This is a genomic window from Pseudomonas sp. P105 (assembly GCF_032614175.1).
Classification (GTDB): domain Bacteria; phylum Pseudomonadota; class Gammaproteobacteria; order Pseudomonadales; family Pseudomonadaceae; genus Aquipseudomonas; species Aquipseudomonas rhizophila.
In genome coordinates this window covers 2,211,228-2,227,233 of sequence record NZ_CP126693.1, presented here as the reverse complement: position 1 = coordinate 2,227,233, position 16,006 = coordinate 2,211,228, and the positions used below count along the sequence as shown (strand labels likewise).

Genomic DNA, 16,006 nt, shown 5'->3' with positions numbered 1-16,006 from the left:
TTTTGGAGCGTCGGTGTGAAAACTGCTTTTGTGGCGAGGGAGCTCGCTCCCGCTGGGCTGCGCAGCAGCCCCAAGACTGTCACCTCGGCGTGCCAGATTGATTGGGAACGGGGCCTTGGGGGCCGCTTCGCAGCCCAGCGGGAGCAAGCTCCCTCGCCACAGAGAATGCGGCGTCTGGAAAACGTTCACCGTTGCGCTTGAAACAAAACCTGAGGAATATGCTCGGGAAAAGCCCCCTGCACCGGGACCAGAACATTGAGAGCAACATGAGCCAATACCTCAACCTGCCTGTCGAACAGACGGTGCATTTCGGCCCTTACCGCGTCCATCCTCGCCAGCGGCTGGTGCTGGAGGCCGGGCAGCCGTTGCGCCTGGGACGCCGGGCAGTGGAGATCCTGCTGGTATTGCTCGAACACGCTGGAAACGTGGTGAGCAAGCACGAACTGATGGCCCGTGTCTGGCCCAAGAGCGTGGTGGAAGACACCAACCTGCGGGTGCACGTGGCGGCGCTGCGCAAGGCCCTGGGAGACGGCCAGTCCGGGCAGCGTTACATCATCACTGTGGCGCAGCGCGGTTACAGTTTCGTCGCACCGGTGTCCCTGGAGCCGGTCGAGCAACTGGCGCGCATCCCGCACCCTTCCCTGGCCCACAACCTGCCGCCGCGCCGCACCCGGCTGATCGGACGCCAGGGCCTGGTGGAAAACCTGGTGGCCCAGCTGCCGAGAAAACGGTTCATCACCCTGGTGGGTACCGGCGGGATCGGCAAGACCACCGTCGCCTTGCGTGTCGCTGAGCGGTTGATCGGTCACTACCGCGACGGCGCCTACCTGCTGGACCTGGCGTCGCTCAACGATCCGTGCATGATTGTCCCAAACCTGTGTGCGCTGCTGGACCTGCCGCTGCATGAAGGCGACCCGCTGGATGCCATCACCCGGCGACTCAAAGAGCGACACCTGCTGCTGGTCATCGATAACTGCGAGCACCTGATCGATGCCATCGCCCAGCTCAGTGAAACCCTGCTGCGCGGTGCGCCTCACTTGCATATCCTGGCCACCAGCCGCGAAGGCCTGCGGGCCGAAGGCGAGCACGTGCAGCATCTGGATTCCCTGGCGTTCCCACCCCGGGAGATGCCCATCGAGGGGTATCCGGCCCTGGAGTTCCCGGCGCTGCAGTTGTTCGCCGAACGGGCAATGGCCAGTCATGACAGCTTCGAGCTGACGGATCAGGACATACCGCTGGTGGTCGACATCTGCCGTCGGCTGGACGGTATCCCCCTGGCCATCGAACTGGCCGCCGGTCAGATCGGGGTATTCGGACTGGAGGCACTTCACCGGCAACTGCAAGACAGCGTCGCCCTGCTCCACAACGACACCAACGTCGCCGCACCACGCCAGCAAACCCTGCGGGCCACGCTGGACTGGAGTTTTGCGCTGCTTACCGACTGCGAGCAAACCTGCCTGCGACGGCTGGCGGTGTTCATGGGCAGCTTCAATCTGGCGTCGGCCGCAGCGGTGATCGTGGGTCAACATATCGCGCCGGACCAGGTGCTGATGTCGGTCAGCCAACTGGTCGCCAAATCGCTGCTCAACGTCGAGGTCGGCGATGAAGAGGTGCGTTATCGCCTGCTGGACACGACCCGCAGCTATGCCCTGGAAAAACTGACTGAAGCCGGGGAACTGGCTGCCAGCCACCAGCGTCACGCCGAGCGCTGCCTGACACTGATGGAGCATGCCGAAAAAGACTGGGAAACGACCCCCACGCGGCAGTGGATCGCCCGCTACGCCCTCTATCGCGACGACATCCGTGCCGCGCTCGACCGAGGGCTGGGCCGGCAGGGGTCGCATGCGGTAGCGATCCGCCTGACTGCCCGCACCCTGCCCCTCTGGCAGGAGTTGTCGCTGCTCAGGGAGCACGGGCTTTACGTGAGCAAGGCGCGGGCGTTATTGCGCCAAAGCCCCGTGCCGTGCCCACGACTGACCCTGGCCCTGGAACTGGCCCATGCCAGTTTCAATTACCATACCCAAGGCGGCACGCCTGCCACTGTCGAAGCCTTCACCACGGCCCGGGGCCTGGCGCAACAATGCCAGGACCTGGCTGGCGAGCTGCGAGCCGTGTCGGGGCTCATGACCGTCAACCTCAGCTGCGGCAACTACCAAGAGGCCTTGGAGCAAAGCCTGGATTTCGACCGACTGGGCATGCACGGCGACCCGACCCTGTCCTTGAGCACCCAACGCCTGCGGGTGCTGGCGCAGCATTTCACCGGCGACCAGACGGCCGCCCGGCGTGATGCCGAACAAGTGATCCAGCGCCTGGCCCAGAGCGGCCACCTCAGCCGTTTCTCCCACGGCTTCGGCGTGCAATACGATCAGAGCGTGGCGGCACTGACCGTACTGGCGCGCATTCTCTGGCTGCAAGGCTTTGCCGAGAAAGCCCGGCGCACCGCCGACCTTGCGCTGCAGATTGCCTTGCAGATCAACCACGGCATCTCGATCTGCTACACCCTGGCGCTGAGCGGTTGTGTGATTGCGCACTACAACGGCGATCATTCACGCGCCCGGGAAAGGCTCGAACTGTTGAAGCACCAGGCGAAAAAACATTCGGTCATGCTGTTCCATGACTGGGCCAGCCACTATGCCCGCGCTTTCGATGACGAAACCCTGGAAGCGAGTTCGACCCACGCCGGACTGATCCAGGATATCGTCGTCACCCTGCGCATCGAGTGCGTCAACCAGGCACAGGTCAAGCGCGCCCGCAACGGTGCGGCAGGCTGGTGTTCGGCGGAGATCTTGCGGGCCGATGCCGAAGCCCTGCTGGCGCAAAACGACCCCGCCCTTGAGCGCTGCGCCGAAGAGCAACTGCTGAGCGCCCTGACGGTGGCCCGGCGGCAAAATGCCTTGGCTTGGGAATTGCGCAGCGCCATGTCCCTGGCCCGGCTGTGGCAACGCCGGGGCATGTACCATGCCGCCCAGGATCTGCTCGGGCCGGTCTATCGTCGTTTCAGCGAAGGGTTCAACACCCCCGACCTACAGCAAGCTGGCGCGCTCCTGCAAAAACTGGCCCGACGGCTGGGGCCTTGAACGACGAACCTCCCAGGCTTCTTGCAGCGCGTGGCGCCGGCTGAAAACAACCCACTGACCACTGCGCCGCAATTTTTCCAGGGCATAGGCGCGCGTGGTGTGGAGCAAGTGGAACCGAACCCCGTCCACGCACTGCTCAACCATGACCAGCGATTGGTTCGCCAGCCGTGACAGCAGACCAGGCAGTTGCCCTGCTTCCAGCTCGGCACAACTGATGACGGCCAGCGCAGCCTTGAGCGTAAACGGCCCATCGAACACGGCCAGGCGCTGGAACACGGCTTGCTCATCGTCACTCAAACGCTCGAAACTCCAATCCAGCATGGCCTCCAGGCTGCGATGGCGCGCCACAGCCGTGCGGCGTCCATGGTTCAAGAGTGACAGCCCACAATCCAACTGTTCCAAGACCCCCGCCACGCCCAACACACCCACCTGGGCCGCCGCCAGTTCCAGCGCCAGCGGTAACCCGTCCAGGCGTTGGCATATCTGGACAATCACCGCCAGCTCGCGGTCATTGGGCTCGAAACCCTGCTGTCGGGCAGCGACCTGATCGATCAACAACTGCACCGCCGGACACGCCAACATCTGGTGCGCCGGGTCACGGGGCGAGGCCACTGTCAGCCCCGGCAGTTGTACGACGCGCTCATCCGTCAGATTCAAGGGCTCGCGGCTGCTGAACAACAGCGAGACCTGCGGGGCCGATACGCCCAACGCCCGGGCCAGGTCCCGGCAGGCGTCGAGCAGATGGTCGCCGCCATCGAGCACCAGCAAAACCCGCCAGGATTTCAGTTGCTGGCCCAAGGCGCCATGTCCCAGGCCCAGGGTGCGGGAAACCTGCCTCGTCACCTGCGACGGGTCGCTGATGGCGGACAGGTCCACAAACCAGGCACCGTGGTCAAAGTGTTCCAGCAACAGTTCGGCCACCCGCAGCACCACGGTGGTCTTGCCGACCCCACCCGGTCCGGTCACGGTGGTCAGGCGCTGACGGGGCACCTCGCTGAGCAACCGGCCCAGCACTTTGTCGCGACCGATCACCGGGCTCAGGCGCGCGGGCAGGTTGTGGCGCTCGATCGGCTGCTCGACGTCAGCATCCACGACCACGGGCGCGGCAAAGCAATAGCCCTGCCGGGGATGATTGAGGATGTAGCGCGCCCCCTGCGCCGCGTCACCGAAAGCCCGCCGCAGCGCCGCGATGTGCACCCGCAGGTTGATGTCTTCCACCACGCTGTCAGGCCAGACGCGCGCGATAAGCGCTTGCTTGCTGACGAAGTGACCGGCGTTCTCCAGCAATACTTGAAGAATGTCCAGGGCGCGACCGCCCAATACCAGAGGCTCGCCGTCACGCGTGACAAGTCGCTGCTGGCGATAAAAGCTAAACGGGCCGAAGCACACCGCCGGCTCGGTGTCGGGTCTGGCGAAACTGTTCATGGGCGATCCAGCGCCGGACAACCATCGCGGGCATGACACTACGGCGATCCGAACGCGTCTGCCCTGGCTCCTGCGCATCCTTTCCAGAGGGTTCGCGGTTATCTTGGCAGCCATCGCCCAGAGGACAATGCTGGCACAGGGCGCAGCACGGACATTGCGGTGCCCTGGACGGACACCAACGGCTCAACTGAACTGCTGGCGGTATTGCACGGGGGTCAGGCCAAGCTTTTCGCTGAACAGCGAGCGCATGTGCCGCACACTGCCGAAGCCACTGCGAAACGCCACGGTCTTGAGGGGCAAATCCGTGGATTCCAGCAACTGGCGGGCGCGGTCGATGCGCGCACCTTGCAGGAACTCCATGGGCGTCATCTTCACTTCGCGAACGAACATCCGGGCGAAATGGCGCGAACTCATGGCGGCGATCGCGGCCATGCGTTCGATGGTGAACGGTTCCTCCAGGTGCTCCATCACATGATGCTGCACCCGGGTAATAGCAGACTCTTGAGCCGCCACCGCCGCCACCAGCGGGCTGAACTGCGCCTGGCCGCCCTGGCGCTTCATCACCACCAGCAACACCTTGGCCACATCCAGCGCGACTTTACGACCGTGGTCCTGAGCGACGATGGACAGCGCCAGGTCGATGCCGGCGGTCACACCACCGGAGGTAAACAAGCGTCGATCCTGCAGGAAGATTTTATCGGTCTCCACCCGTGCCTTGGGGAAACGCTGGATCAGGCGTTCGGTGTAGTGCCAATGGGTGGTGACGCGATAGCCGTCAAGCAGCCCTGCCTCGCCTAGCACAAATACGCCGGTGCAAATGGAACCGTAGCGCGTGGCCCGCGGTGCTGCCGCGCGCAACCAGGTGTGCAATCCCGGATGCTGGTCGTTATAGGCGCCCGGCCCACCCGGCACCAGCAACACGTCATAGGCCGCCCAAGCCTGGTCGATGTGGATATCGGCCTGTACCGCCACGCCATTGGACGCTCGCAACGCGCCGCGCTCGGTTCCCAGGGTCAGCAATTGATAACGAAGATCGGGTTCAAGGTAACGATTGGCGATGGAAAACACTTCAAGAGGCCCGGCCATGTCGAGCAATAAAAAATCCGGGAACAGCACCATTGCAACGGTTTTCATCAAAAATACGCCAAAATATTCAGGACCTGCAGATGCCACTTGTGGGAGCGAGCCAGCTCACGATAGCGCACTGGCAACCAACAAAGGGCCAAGCTGAAGCGGCTTTACGCACGCAGGCTCGCTCCCACAGGGTTTGTGTAGCCTGCAAAACCAACATTATGTCGAAGCCACGCGCCTGCGGGTAGGCACCGCTTATTGTCCACTCAAAACGGACAGTATTTCGTTTTCCACCTGCTTATTGAACAATTCAATAACCATTAACCTTCTTCTGAACCTGGCGAACGCCCAACGCCGCCGCCCCTACACATCAGGAGAGCTACCATGCTGACCCTTCGCAAAGCTTCAGACCGCGGCATTGCCCGCCACGGCTGGCTGACCTCGTTCCATACCTTTTCCTTTGCCAGCTACCGCAACGTCAATGAACAAGGCTTCTCCGACCTGCTGGTCATCAACGACGACCGGGTCGCCGCGGCCAAGGGCTTCGGCCAGCATCCTCATCGGGACATGGAGATTTTTTCCTATGTACTTGAAGGCGCGCTGGAGCATAAGGACACCTTGGGTACCGGCTCCGTCATTCGCCCCGGTGATGTGCAACTGATGAGCGCCGGCAGCGGCGTGGCCCATAGCGAGTTCAACCACAGTGCCGAGGAGCTGGTGCACTTCCTGCAAATCTGGATCGTGCCCAACGTCAGTGGCGCCACACCGCGCTATCAGCAGGAGCACTTCAGCGCCGAACAGAAACGGGGTCGTCTGCAATTGATCATTTCCCCGGACGGCGCCAACGGCTCGCTCCAGGTGCGCCAGGACGCACGGGTCTATGCCGGGCTGTTCGACGGCAAGGAAAACGCCACCCTGACATTGGCGCCTGATCGTTATGCCTACGTGCATGTAGCCCGCGGCAGTGTCGAGCTCAATGGGGTGCCGTTACAGGAAGGTGACGGTGTACGGGTGCGCGAGGAACAGCTGCTGACGTTGAGCAACGGTCAGGATGCCGAGGTCCTGGTGTTTGATCTGCGGCCACAGGAATTGCCGCAGATGCCATGAGCGGTCGCCATTACCGCGGCTATAACACTTGAGCAATGGGCGCTAAAAGCGTCTAAAAAAAGTCGGGCAATCCGGCGCAATCGAGCTTTGCTATCAGAGGTAGCGCATGGGATCCAAGGGCTCGCCGCCCTCCTTCCATGCGCTCTTTGGTTGATGGGGAAAACGCCTGGATAAGTTCCCGGTCAACTGAACTTTCAGACCAATGGTGGGCGATGCCATCACTCTGTGATATTGACTGAATGTTACAAGCCAAGCAAAATGATCTCACTTGGCCATTAAAATCCCCTGGCTTCTGCTTATTTCATGGAAGAAAGTATGAAAACGGTTATTTCTTTCGTTGCACTCTCCGTTGCGTGCTGCGCCACTGCGGACGTCCAGACAATCACCTACCAATACGACGATTCAGACGCTGAATACTCCATCGTCTCGTTTATTGAAAGCGATTCATCCATCCAGGCCACGCTGCAAAGATCGGGCCGCTACTTTACCAACTATACAAAGCTGGAAATCGATTGCGCCTCGCGCAATGTTCGCCACATGGGGATGTACAACAGCCTCGATGGCCTGGAAAAAGCCCAGTTCGACCAGATGCAAGGTCGCATTATTGAAGGCTCGATAGCCGACGAGGTTGGCAAAGTGCTCTGCAAGGGTACAACCATGACCGCCTCCCAGACCGCCTCGCAGACAGACAAGCTGCCTGCCGACGAACTGCCCGACGATAAAACCTGATTCCACGCCGCCAGTCTGCGGTGCACCTTCGCACCTGCGCCAACGCCACACGTTAGCGCAGGCCCGCGTGAACTGCGCGACCTCAGCGCAACGCTTGTTTTCGCTCAAACGTCGAACGATAACTGCCAGGCGGAACGCCGAAGAAATCCCGAAAACGACGCTGAAAGTGCGGCGAGCTGACAAAGCCCGTCGCCACGGCGATTTCTGTGACGGATCGATTGGTCTGCTGGATAAGTTGGCGCGCACGGGTCAGGCGCAGTTCCAGGTAATAACGCGTCGGGGTCGCGCCGAGGAAACTGCAGAAGCGCCGTTCCAACTGCCGCTTGGAAATCTTCACGCATGCCGCCAGCTCATCGATGGTCAACGGCTCCTCGATGTTTTGCCACATCAACTCCAACGCCAGCTTGAGACTTTCTGGCAGCGTCGGATCGGTTTCGACGAAGACCGGCGGCAGATCCGACGCGTCGCCCGACTCGTCACACCGCAGGATCTCCTCGATCGCCCCCACCAGCGCTTCGCCTCCCGTCTGGCGGATCAACTGAAGCATCATGCGCAGCGAGCTGTTGGCACCTGCGCAACTGACCCGCTGCCGGTCCACCACATAAGCGCGGCTGGAAACTTTCACATGGGGAAAAACCTCCGCCATCATGGCGCGACTTTCCGGGTGAACCGCGCACTCGAAACCATCGAGCAAACTGGCATCGGCGACGAAAAAAACGCCGTTCCACAACCCGCCCAGTATTGCCCCGGACGCGGCGTTGGCGCGCAGCTTGCGTCGCAGCAGCGGCATGCCCTGCAACTTCACGCGAAAGCCACCAGCGACGATCAGGACGTCCTGGTTTTCCGGCAACTGCGCCAACTCGATATCGGCAGAGATGACGATCCCCAGATCACTGGTCACCTGACTCCCCGAGGCCCCAACCGTCAGCACCTCATACAGAGGCCTGTCGCTCATCAGGTTGGCCGTCACCAGCGCATCCACCGCACCGGTAAAGGACATCATCGAGAAGTTGTCCATCAATACGAACGCGACACGAACCGGAGCCTGGTCAGCACCTGAGGATCCGAGCGGCCGGTAAGCCATGTTTTTGTTTTTAAGTACGCTCTCGAATGCGCTTGGCATAGGGCCTCGTCAATACATGAAGGCATCAGGACTTGCATCACGCTCGCGCTTTAAGCAGCAGAGCAATTGGCACATCTTCCAGATTAACCACGACGGCTGCAATCGACTCGCGACACCGCAGGGTCATCGCCCCTCCTCGACCTCAAGTACCTTCGATTCTGGTCGATATCGTGTAGGTACGCATGGGCGCTTCCCCCGTTCCAGAAACTCGCAACGCGCACCGCTACTGTTTCCTGTTTCCGCCGTTTCAACACCTATAAATATCCGCGGGAGAAGTCATGAATATCAAACAGAAGCTGACATGGGCGTTCGCGGCCATCGCCTGCCTGCCAGTTATCCTGGTGGCGGTGCTGGTCGTGTTGAACCTGCGCGACGCCGCACAAACCAACTTCCTGGACAGCAGCGGCCGTGAAATCCGCCAGATCGACAACGGCATGAAGCAGTTCTTCGATGGCATCAGCCAGAACGTCGAGTTCTTCGCCAAGGACCCGCGGATTATCGCGGCCAAGGATCTGAAAAATTATTCCGGTGCCGACGCTGCACAAATTCCGCTGCCTGAGAACAACAAACAGCTGCTGGACATATTCGACAGATTCGCCAAAAGCCATCCGACCACCGCCTATCTTTCTCTGGGGCTGGCCGACGGCGGTTACGCCAGCTGGCCTGACGACCCCAAAATTTCCAATTACGACCCCCGCGTACGCCCCTGGTACAAGGCCGCCATCGCTTCACCGGGCACCACCGTGCGCACAGACGCCTATTACTGGGCACCGGACGACGTGTCGCTGATCGGCATCGTCCATACGGTCTCCGACGCCGCCGGCAAGCTGGTGGGTGTGGTGGGCCTGGACGTGTCGCTCAAGCAACTGACCGAACTGGTCAAGAACATCAAGCTGGGCGATAGCGGTTACCTGATGCTGGTCGAAGCCAATGGCAACGTCCTGGTCGATCCCAGCGATGCCAAGCACAACTTCAAGCCCATGGCAGAAATTGGCCCCAACTATGCCGAACTGGCCAAAAGCGGTGATGGCGTGACTCAGATCGAGATCGATGGCGTGCCCTACATGGCCAACGTCGTCAGTTCCAAAGGCCTGGGCTGGCGCTTCATCGGCCTGATCAAACGCGACGAAGTCATGGCCGAAGCCGCGAGCCTGACCTGGTTGATCGCCATCATCGCCGCCGCGCTGGCAGTGGTGTTCGCCATCGTCGGCGCCAGTTTCGCCAGCGTGATCGTGCGACCGATTCGCGGTGTCGCCAATGGCCTGCAGGAAATCGCCGAAGGTGAAGGCGACCTCACCCGCAAGCTCTCGGTGCAAGGCAAGGACGAAACCGCCACCCTGGCCAGTTGGTTCAACCAGTTCCTGGGCATGATCGCCCAACTGGTGCAGCGCATCGGCAGCGCCTCCTCCGACCTGCAAAGCGCCGCCGCCGATACCAGCGAAGTGGCGCAAAACATGAACGAAGCCGCCGGACGTCAACGCCAGGCCGTTGAACTGGTAAGCACCGCGTTCAACGAAATGGTCGCCACCGCCAATGAGGTCGCCCGCTCTTGCAGCCAGGCGGCCTCCAGCGCGGACGAAGGTTATCGCGACGTGCACGACGGCCAGCATCACATCGGCGAAGCCACGGGCAGTGTGCTGAAATTGAGCGAGGATCTGCAAAAGTCGACCCAGACCATGCAGGCGCTGGAGCAGGACAGCAAGAACATCAACACCATCCTCGACACCATTCGCTCGATTGCCGAACAGACCAACCTGCTGGCCCTCAACGCCGCCATCGAGGCCGCGCGGGCCGGCGATCAAGGTCGTGGGTTCGCCGTGGTGGCCGATGAAGTCCGCGCCCTGGCCCGGCGTACCGCCGACTCCACCGGCGAGATCGACAGCCTGCTGGGCAACCTCGCGCGCCGGACCCAGGAAGTCACCCTGCAGATGCAGGGCAGTCTGCAGGGCTCCAAAACCAGCGTTGAACGCATCCAGCAGGCCCGCGACAGCTTCGACAAGATCCGTATCTCGGTGGACTCGATTCGCGACCAGAACACCCAGATCGCCACGGCGGCCGAGGAACAGCACCAGGTGGCCGAGGACATCAACCGGCACATCTCGCAAATCCATACCGATGCACAACTGGTGGAAGAATATGCCCACTCGGCGCAGACGGGCTCGGGGCGCTTGACGGATATTTCCGGACAGCTCAAAGGGTTGGTGGGGCGGTTCAAGTTCTAGTTGTAGAGCCTGAGACAGCCACCCCAAATGTGGGAGCGAGCCTGCTCGCGATGGCGGTGGGTCAGCTTGCATTGATATTGAATGTGCTGACGCTATCGCGAGCAGGCTCGCTCCCACACTTGCTGTGTCACCGAGTCATTGCGGCCCTGTTGTCACCGATGCGGTTTGCCCGCCAAACATGGCCTCGAAGCGCGGTTTGTTGGCTGCGTAGTACTCGGCGACCACCTTGTCTGCCGAACTGTCCCGCGCCGCCGCCATCAATCTCTCAAGGTCAGCTTGAGGAATATTGAAGTGAGTGAAGAAGCGGGCGACGTCGGGATATTCCGCGCTAAAACCTTTGCGGGCCACCGCGTGAATCTGCTCTGCGCCACCAAAAATCTTCTTGGGATCATCCAGATAGCGCAGCGACCATTTGGAGAACATCCAATGCGGGCTCCAGGCGTTGACCAAAGACCATTTGTCACGCTTGAGGTTACGATCCAACTCACTCAACATCCCGGATTCGGACGAAGCAACCATTTTGTAGCCATCGAGTTTGTATAGCTCAATGGCTTTTTCTGTCAGCTTGTATTGGCCGTTGCCCACTTCTGAAGTGAGGATTTTGCCGCCGAGCTTTTCCCGCACATCTGGTTTGTTTAGATCCTCGATGCTGGCGATCTCACTGGCGGCAATGGAAGTTGGCACCGCCATACCGATCCGACCTTCATACAACACGCCAAGGTCTTCGAGCTTGTCGCTGTACTTGTCATAGAAGGCTTTGTGAGTGCTCGGCAGCCAGACCATCGGGATCAGGTCGATATTACCGTTAGCCAGCGCCTGGAACTGAATGCCGATATCGGCCAGCACCAGTTTGACCGGTTGCTTGAGGTGGTCTTGCAGGGCGGTGCTTGCCAGCTTTACAGCGATTTCCGTATCCGACCAATTCACCCATCCAATGCGCACAGGCGCAGGCTCCTCGGCATGGGCAAGCAAGCTGCAAAAGACCATACACAGGCCTGCAAGCCAGCCGCTAAAAGTCTTACTGGATAACGTAACCATAGTGCCTCTCCGCGTTCTGTGTGAGTTGTTGTTGGCAGGACAGCAGAAGCAATTACCTTCACTCATGAGCGCAAAAGCGCCCTCATCTTCAGGCGGTTTTGATCTCTACGTTCACGTTGGGGTCAATGGCGCCGTTCACTGCGGCAGACATTTTCAGTGCCTCTAGCCCTCTTGAGCCCAAGCCTGGGTTCCCTCACCCCGAGCAAGCCAAATCACCTCGCTGCGAGCCGATCTTAATCCTGGCATTTTGACGGTGCAAGAAAAATGTACACCACTGTCTGAATCATTGACACACATGAACATCCAACTTACCGTTATGTCAAAACCACGCCTGACGTTCTGCTCCGGAGCGCAACACCATGTCCAGCGACCCCTTGCTGCAGCCTTACAAGATCAAACACCTGACGCTCAGAAACCGGATCATGACCACCTCCCATGAGCCCGCTTACCCCGTCGACGGCATGCCGAAGGACCTGTACCGGGCGTATCACGTTGAACGGGCAAAGGCCGGCGTGGCGTTGACCATGACCGCAGGTTCCGCTGCCGTTTCCCGTGACAGCCCGCCGGTGTTCAACAACGTGCTGGCGTACAAGGATGAGGTGGTCAAATGGATGAAGGACCTGACCGACGAGTGCCATGAACATGGCGCCGCGGTGATGATTCAACTGACCCACCTGGGACGGCGTACACGCTGGGACAAGGCCGACTGGCTCCCGGTCGTATCGCCCTCTCATCGCCGCGAAGCGTCCCACCGGGCCTTTCCGAAGAAACTGGAAGACTGGGACATCGACCGGATCATCAAGGACTACGTGGATGCCGCCGAACGCATGAAGGCCGCAGGCCTTGATGGATTGGAGTTACAGGCGTACGGGCACCTCATGGATCAATTCTGGTCGCCGCTGACCAACGACCTCGACGGCCCCTACGGCGGCTCGCTGGAAAACCGCTTGCGCTTCACTTTTGATGTGCTGCGTGGCATCCGCCAGCGCTGCGGCGAGGACTTTCTGCTGGGAGTGCGCTACACCGGCGATGAAAACCTGCCGGGGGGCTTCGGTGCCAGCGACGGCATTCAGATATCTCACATGCTCAAGGACAGTGGGCTGGTCGATTTTCTCAACGTCGTGCGCGGGCACATCGACACCGATGCCGGCCTCACCGACGTGATTCCAATCCAGGGCATGCGCAACTCGCCGCACCTGGATTTTGCCGGCGAGATCCGCTCGGCCACCGGTTTCCCGACGTTCCATGCGGCCAAGATCCCGGACGTGGCCACGGCACGCCACGCCATCGCCTCGGGCAAGGTGGACATGATCGGCATGACGCGGGCGCACATGACCGATCCACACATCGTGCGCAAAATTATCGAAAAACGCGAAGAAGACATCCGCCCCTGCGTCGGCGCCAACTACTGCCTGGACCGCATCTACCAGGGTGGCGCCGCGTATTGCATCCACAACGCCGCCACCGGGCGCGAAACCACCATGCCCCACGAGATCCCCAAGGCACCCACCAAGCGCAAGGTGGTGGTGATCGGTACCGGCCCGGCGGGCCTGGAGGCAGCGCGGGTCGCCGGCGAGCGCGGCCACGACGTCACGGTGTTCGAGGTGGCTGACCAACCCGGCGGCCAGATCCGCTTGACCGCGCAGAGCGAACGGCGTCGCGAGATGATCAGCATCATCGATTGGCGCATGGCGCAATGCGAACGCTTGGGCGTGAAGTTCCATTTCAACACTTGGGCCGAAGCCGAGACCGTCATCGCCGAGGAACCGGACGTGGTAATCGTCGCCACCGGCGGCTTGCCCCACACCGAGGTGCTCAAGCAGGGCAATGAACTGGTGGTGTCGACCTGGGACATCATTTCCGGCGACGTCAAGCCAGGCAAGAACGTGCTGATCTTCGACGACGCCGGCGACCACGCGGCGCTACAGGCGGCCGAGGTCATTGCCAACAGCGGTGCAAAACTGGAGATCGTCACGCCGGACCGGTCGTTTGCGCCGGAGGTGATGGCGATGAACCTGGTGCCTTACATGCGCAGCCTGCAGGACCTGAACGTCACCTTCACGGTCACCTATCGCGTCGACTCCGTAGAGACGCGCGAAGGTCAGCTGGTGGCCAGCTTCGGCAGCGATTATGGCCAAGTGCACAAGCAGCGCGTGGTCGATCAGGTGGTGATCAACCACGGCACCCTGCCCCTGGACGATCTGTACTTCGACCTGCGCCCGCATTCGAGCAACAACGGTGCGGTTGAACAGCACGATCTGATCGCCGGGAAAACCCAAAATATCGTGACCAACCCCGAGGGTCGTTTCCAACTGTTCCGGATCGGCGACGCGGTGTCGGCACGTAATACCCACGCCGCTATCTACGATGCACTGCGGCTGGTGAAAGACGTCTGAAGGTCATGCCCCTGACCCCATGAGTCAGGGGCATTTTTGAGACTTAACATTGACTTTCACCCCGTGCGAGCCTGCTGGCGATAGCGGTGGTTCAGCTACGTGGATGCCGGATGTGCTGTTGTCATCGCGAGCAGGCTCGCTCCCACAGGGGGTCTGTGTTGGACATGAATTTTAGATCGACTGAAGATTGAATGTGGGAGCGAGCCTGCTCGCGATAACTGCTACCCCAGCAACCGATACACACACGAGCCCCGATCGCGCAGGGGCTGCTTTTTTCAGGCTTGAAGCCCCTGACGAGCAACCGCTGCACCTGCCTGCAACGCCCTGCCCACCTGCTCCTCGAAGTGCCCATCGATCATCGCTTGCAAGGCGGCAGCCGTCACCCCACGGTAGGCCACCAGGGCGTCGATCATGTGTTGGGCATCGTGACTGGCCAACAACTGGCTGCTGCTTACCACCACATTTTTCGCGGCACGTTGGGCGATATCGCAGGGAATGCCGGCAGCCATCGCCTGATTGGCCAGCGTCGTTATCAACAAGGCAGGGAAAGCCGGGCCCGTACCCGAGAGCGCCGAGAGGTAATCGATGAAGTCCTCTTGCTGCACCTCTGCCGCCGTGCCTACACACTCGAACAAGCGCTGCACGAGGCTTTTCGTCGTTGCCGCTACCTCTGCAAAGCAATACCAAGGCGTAAAGGACTGCCCGATCTCCACCGCCACATTGGGCATCGCCCGCACCACTGCCGCAGCCGAGGTCTGTGCAGCAATTGTCTGTGCGCCAATCCCAGCCATCAGAGAAATAACGGTTTTACCCGTCGCGTTGATGTTCAGGCTGGCGAAATGCTCGGGGCGAACGGCGATGATCACGACGTCGCTGCGATCCACCAGGTCCTGGTTATCCGCGACCAGGCAAGCACCTTGCTGAGCCAACGGGTGGTTTCCCGAACGATTGGAAATGACCAGGTTCGCCGCCGGCAACAGTCCCTTCGCCAACACCGCCTTGGCAATCGACCCGCCCAGCCAGCCGGTACCGCCAATGATCCCCACTGTCTCATTGATCATCGGTGCTGCCTTCGAAAGTGTCGGTCAAGGGAACAAAGATCCCAGGCTCCTTTTCGGCATAGCCGAACTTCCCATAGAAGCGATCCAGCTCGCGCTGCTTGGGGACTTTGCCGGTGAAAATACTCACGTAATGCGGAATGCGCTGGAAGCGCACAGTGATCAGCTCACTCGTATTCATGGTGATATAGCCGATCTGCGTCAGATAAATCGTTCGGGCCCGGGTATCAGCGCCTTGGCTGTCATAACCGAAGCGCTTGAACATGCTCGCCAGAGCATTCATCCGCTGCTCGTCTACGGCAGCGACCTCTTGGGCCACTTCAGCGGACTGTAGCGCCCAACTGCGCACGGCAAACTCGAACTGCGAGTCGAACAACTGCGGGTTGAGCCAGCACTCGAACACATTCAGGATCGCCTCGGAAATGCTTTCGGCATAACTTTCGCTTTGCCTGATCAAGCCCCCGGTATTGGTCTCCCGCCACCGAGACAACAAAGCCGCCAGCAACTGCTCGCGGTCCTCGAAGAACCAGTAGAAGCTGGTGCGTGACAAGCCCAGGCGCTTGGCCAGCGGCATGACCCGAACAGCATCGATGCCCGACTCCTTCAGAGCCTCGTAGGCCGCTTCCAGCCACCCCTCCGGCGAACCCCGCCAGCCTGCGTCTTGAGCCTTGCCACGTGCTTTCCCTAACTGGGACATCCCATGCCTCCTTCAAAATACATAAACCAATGTACCTCTACGACCCTAAAATGTACATGTGAG

The 16,006-nt window shown here is 60.7% G+C and carries 11 protein-coding genes and 1 pseudogene; 6 read left to right on the top strand and 6 right to left on the bottom strand.

Features of this window, described 5'->3' with window-relative positions; genetic code table 11:
- Positions 1 to 266: 266 nt before the first annotated feature.
- On the top strand, positions 267 to 3,077 hold the full coding sequence (locus QOM08_RS10055) for an ATP-binding protein (RefSeq protein ID WP_316912925.1): 2,811 nt from the start codon (positions 267 to 269) through the stop codon (positions 3,075 to 3,077).
- Here the strand turns inward: QOM08_RS10055 and QOM08_RS10050 are convergent.
- The gene (locus QOM08_RS10050) at positions 3,024 to 4,502 is read right to left on the bottom strand and encodes an ATP-binding protein (RefSeq protein ID WP_316912924.1); all 1,479 of its coding nucleotides are present in this window, start codon (positions 4,500 to 4,502) and stop codon (positions 3,024 to 3,026) included. The genes QOM08_RS10055 and QOM08_RS10050 overlap by 54 nt on opposite strands.
- 183 nt (positions 4,503 to 4,685) lie before the next feature.
- On the bottom strand, positions 4,686 to 5,636 hold the full coding sequence (locus tag QOM08_RS10045; RefSeq protein ID WP_047229361.1) for a GlxA family transcriptional regulator: 951 nt from the start codon (positions 5,634 to 5,636) through the stop codon (positions 4,686 to 4,688).
- A 321-nt stretch (positions 5,637 to 5,957) separates the two neighbouring features.
- Here QOM08_RS10045 and QOM08_RS10040 point away from each other — a divergent pair, with 321 nt between their 5' ends.
- Both QOM08_RS10040 and QOM08_RS10035 read left to right on the top strand, forming a co-directional pair.
- Entirely contained in the window at positions 5,958 to 6,680 is a 723-nt protein-coding gene (locus tag QOM08_RS10040; RefSeq protein WP_188251529.1) for a pirin family protein, read from the top strand.
- A gap of 315 nt (positions 6,681 to 6,995) precedes the next feature.
- Positions 6,996 to 7,409, top strand: coding sequence for a hypothetical protein (locus tag QOM08_RS10035; RefSeq protein ID WP_188251528.1), 414 nt, complete (start codon positions 6,996 to 6,998; stop codon positions 7,407 to 7,409).
- Positions 7,410 to 7,491: 82 nt separating this feature from the next.
- On the opposite strand, the gene QOM08_RS10030 is transcribed toward QOM08_RS10035, so the two are convergent.
- Entirely contained in the window at positions 7,492 to 8,532 is a 1,041-nt protein-coding gene (locus tag QOM08_RS10030) for a GlxA family transcriptional regulator (RefSeq protein WP_188251527.1), read from the bottom strand.
- Between the two features lie 278 nt (positions 8,533 to 8,810).
- On the opposite strand from QOM08_RS10030, the pseudogene QOM08_RS29070 reads away from it, so the two are divergent.
- Positions 8,811 to 9,893, top strand: a pseudogene (locus QOM08_RS29070) (cache domain-containing protein); the annotation flags it as partial.
- 6 nt (positions 9,894 to 9,899) lie between these two features.
- On the top strand, positions 9,900 to 10,754 hold the full coding sequence (locus QOM08_RS29065; protein WP_370695189.1) for a methyl-accepting chemotaxis protein: 855 nt from the start codon (positions 9,900 to 9,902) through the stop codon (positions 10,752 to 10,754).
- Positions 10,755 to 10,889: 135 nt separating this feature from the next.
- On the opposite strand, the gene QOM08_RS10020 is transcribed toward QOM08_RS29065, so the two are convergent.
- A complete protein-coding gene (locus QOM08_RS10020; RefSeq protein ID WP_076385501.1) occupies positions 10,890 to 11,792 on the bottom strand; it encodes a glycine betaine ABC transporter substrate-binding protein in 903 nt (300 codons plus the stop codon).
- A gap of 359 nt (positions 11,793 to 12,151) precedes the next feature.
- On the opposite strand from QOM08_RS10020, the gene QOM08_RS10015 reads away from it, so the two are divergent.
- On the top strand, positions 12,152 to 14,188 hold the full coding sequence (locus QOM08_RS10015; protein WP_316912923.1) for an NADH:flavin oxidoreductase: 2,037 nt from the start codon (positions 12,152 to 12,154) through the stop codon (positions 14,186 to 14,188).
- 275 nt (positions 14,189 to 14,463) lie between these two features.
- On the opposite strand, the gene QOM08_RS10010 is transcribed toward QOM08_RS10015, so the two are convergent.
- Together QOM08_RS10010 and QOM08_RS10005 are read right to left on the bottom strand one after the other, a co-directional pair.
- Positions 14,464 to 15,249: a pyrroline-5-carboxylate reductase family protein gene (locus QOM08_RS10010; protein ID WP_316912922.1), complete on the bottom strand. Its 786-nt coding sequence runs from the start codon at positions 15,247 to 15,249 to the stop codon at positions 14,464 to 14,466.
- Entirely contained in the window at positions 15,239 to 15,943 is a 705-nt protein-coding gene (locus QOM08_RS10005; protein ID WP_107322866.1) for a TetR/AcrR family transcriptional regulator, read from the bottom strand. Before QOM08_RS10005 ends, QOM08_RS10010 begins: the two co-directional genes overlap by 11 nt.
- Positions 15,944 to 16,006: the final 63 nt, after the last annotated feature.

What these genes read in the sequence shown, in the direction of transcription:
- QOM08_RS10055 (WP_316912925.1), top strand. Translation starts at nt 267, where the DNA reads ATGAGCCAATACCTCAACCTGCCTGTCGAACAGACGGTGCATTTCGGC.
- QOM08_RS10050 (WP_316912924.1), bottom strand. Translation starts at nt 4,502, where the DNA reads ATGAACAGTTTCGCCAGACCCGACACCGAGCCGGCGGTGTGCTTCGGC.
- QOM08_RS10045 (WP_047229361.1), bottom strand. Translation starts at nt 5,636, where the DNA reads ATGAAAACCGTTGCAATGGTGCTGTTCCCGGATTTTTTATTGCTCGAC.
- QOM08_RS10040 (WP_188251529.1), top strand. Translation starts at nt 5,958, where the DNA reads ATGCTGACCCTTCGCAAAGCTTCAGACCGCGGCATTGCCCGCCACGGC.
- QOM08_RS10035 (WP_188251528.1), top strand. Translation starts at nt 6,996, where the DNA reads ATGAAAACGGTTATTTCTTTCGTTGCACTCTCCGTTGCGTGCTGCGCC.
- QOM08_RS10030 (WP_188251527.1), bottom strand. Translation starts at nt 8,532, where the DNA reads ATGCCAAGCGCATTCGAGAGCGTACTTAAAAACAAAAACATGGCTTAC.
- QOM08_RS29065 (WP_370695189.1), top strand. Translation starts at nt 9,900, where the DNA reads ATGATCGCCCAACTGGTGCAGCGCATCGGCAGCGCCTCCTCCGACCTG.
- QOM08_RS10020 (WP_076385501.1), bottom strand. Translation starts at nt 11,792, where the DNA reads ATGGTTACGTTATCCAGTAAGACTTTTAGCGGCTGGCTTGCAGGCCTG.
- QOM08_RS10015 (WP_316912923.1), top strand. Translation starts at nt 12,152, where the DNA reads ATGTCCAGCGACCCCTTGCTGCAGCCTTACAAGATCAAACACCTGACG.
- QOM08_RS10010 (WP_316912922.1), bottom strand. Translation starts at nt 15,249, where the DNA reads ATGATCAATGAGACAGTGGGGATCATTGGCGGTACCGGCTGGCTGGGC.
- QOM08_RS10005 (WP_107322866.1), bottom strand. Translation starts at nt 15,943, where the DNA reads ATGTCCCAGTTAGGGAAAGCACGTGGCAAGGCTCAAGACGCAGGCTGG.